At 71.0% G+C, this 1,100-nt stretch carries 2 protein-coding genes; both read right to left on the bottom strand.

What is annotated here, in order from left to right:
- Nucleotides 1-529: cell division protein FtsL (gene ftsL / locus AC2VON_RS24280; RefSeq protein ID WP_486955123.1), on the bottom strand; the 529-nt coding region annotated here is incomplete at its 3' end.
- Nucleotides 526-1,100 (bottom strand): 16S rRNA (cytosine(1402)-N(4))-methyltransferase (locus AC2VON_RS24275; protein ID WP_486955122.1); only part of this gene is annotated, 575 nt, incomplete at its 5' end. The genes ftsL and AC2VON_RS24275, both read right to left, overlap by 4 nt.

Genomic DNA, 1,100 nt, shown 5'->3' with positions numbered 1-1,100 from the left:
CCTCGCGCACATCGCGTTCCAGCGACTCCTTCTGCTGCTGCAACAAGCGGTTCTTCTCGCGCGCATGGCTCAGCTGATAGGACCGCTCGGCCGAGGCTGTCGACAACCACAGCGTCAGGCCCAGCCCCAGACCGAGCGCGCCGATGATCAGCACGACGAAGGGAACCTTCTTCGCCAGCGTCCTTGGCCGCAGATCGATCGAAGCCAGCCGGGCGGCCAACCGCTCCGTCAGGCGGGGCCGGACAACCTTGGGCGCCTTGGCTTTCCGCGCCTTGGTCCGGGCCTTGGCCTGGCTGGCGCTCTTGGGCCGGACCGGCCGGTCCACCGGCCGCGGGATCGGGCTGGTCTGAGGTCCGGATTTCGGTGTACGGCCCTCGCGGGCGGGTGCCGGGGCCTTGCCCGGCCTGGTGCTGTGCACCGACTCGGCCGCGGAGCGTCTGCCGTTGCGGACGGAACCGCCGGAGCCGGTGCCCGCGCCCCGGCGATCGATGCTGCCACGGCGTTTCGGCGTCTCGCGTTTGGTCTTCATGAGTCGCCCTTCCCGATTGCGTGCCGTGCCGCTTCCCCGTCCTGCACCCGCTGCAGGGCCCGTAATCGCACCGCGGCGCTGCGCGGATTACCTTCCATCTCAACGGCACCGGCGCGTTCGGCACCGCGTGTCAACGACCGGAATCGAGGCCCGTGACCGGGCAGTTCCACCGGCAGATCGATCGGCGTGCGCGTGGCAACGGCGTCGGCGAACGCCCGCTTGACGATGCGGTCTTCCAGAGACTGATAGGACAGCACCACGATGCGTCCGCCGCGGGTGAGGGCCTCCATGGCCGCCGGAAGGGCGCCGCGCAGCGAGTCCAGCTCCTCGTTGACCGCGATGCGCAGCGCCTGGAAGGTGCGCTTGGCCGGGTGCCCGCCGGTGCGACGGGCCGGGGCCGGGATCGCCTGGTAAAGCAGCTCGACCAGGTCCCCGGTGGAGGTGAACGGAGCGCGGGCGCGCCGCCGCACGATCTGGGCGGCGATGCGGCGCGCGAACCGCTCCTCGCCGTAGCGGTGCAGGATGTCAGCCAGCGCCGCCTGGTCGTAGCTGTTGACGATGTCGGCTGCGG

The sequence above is a fragment of the Mycobacterium sp. TH-M82 genome (assembly GCF_057473605.1).
Note: the sequence above shows the minus strand (reverse complement) of the source record. Positions and strands in the feature narration are given on the sequence as shown.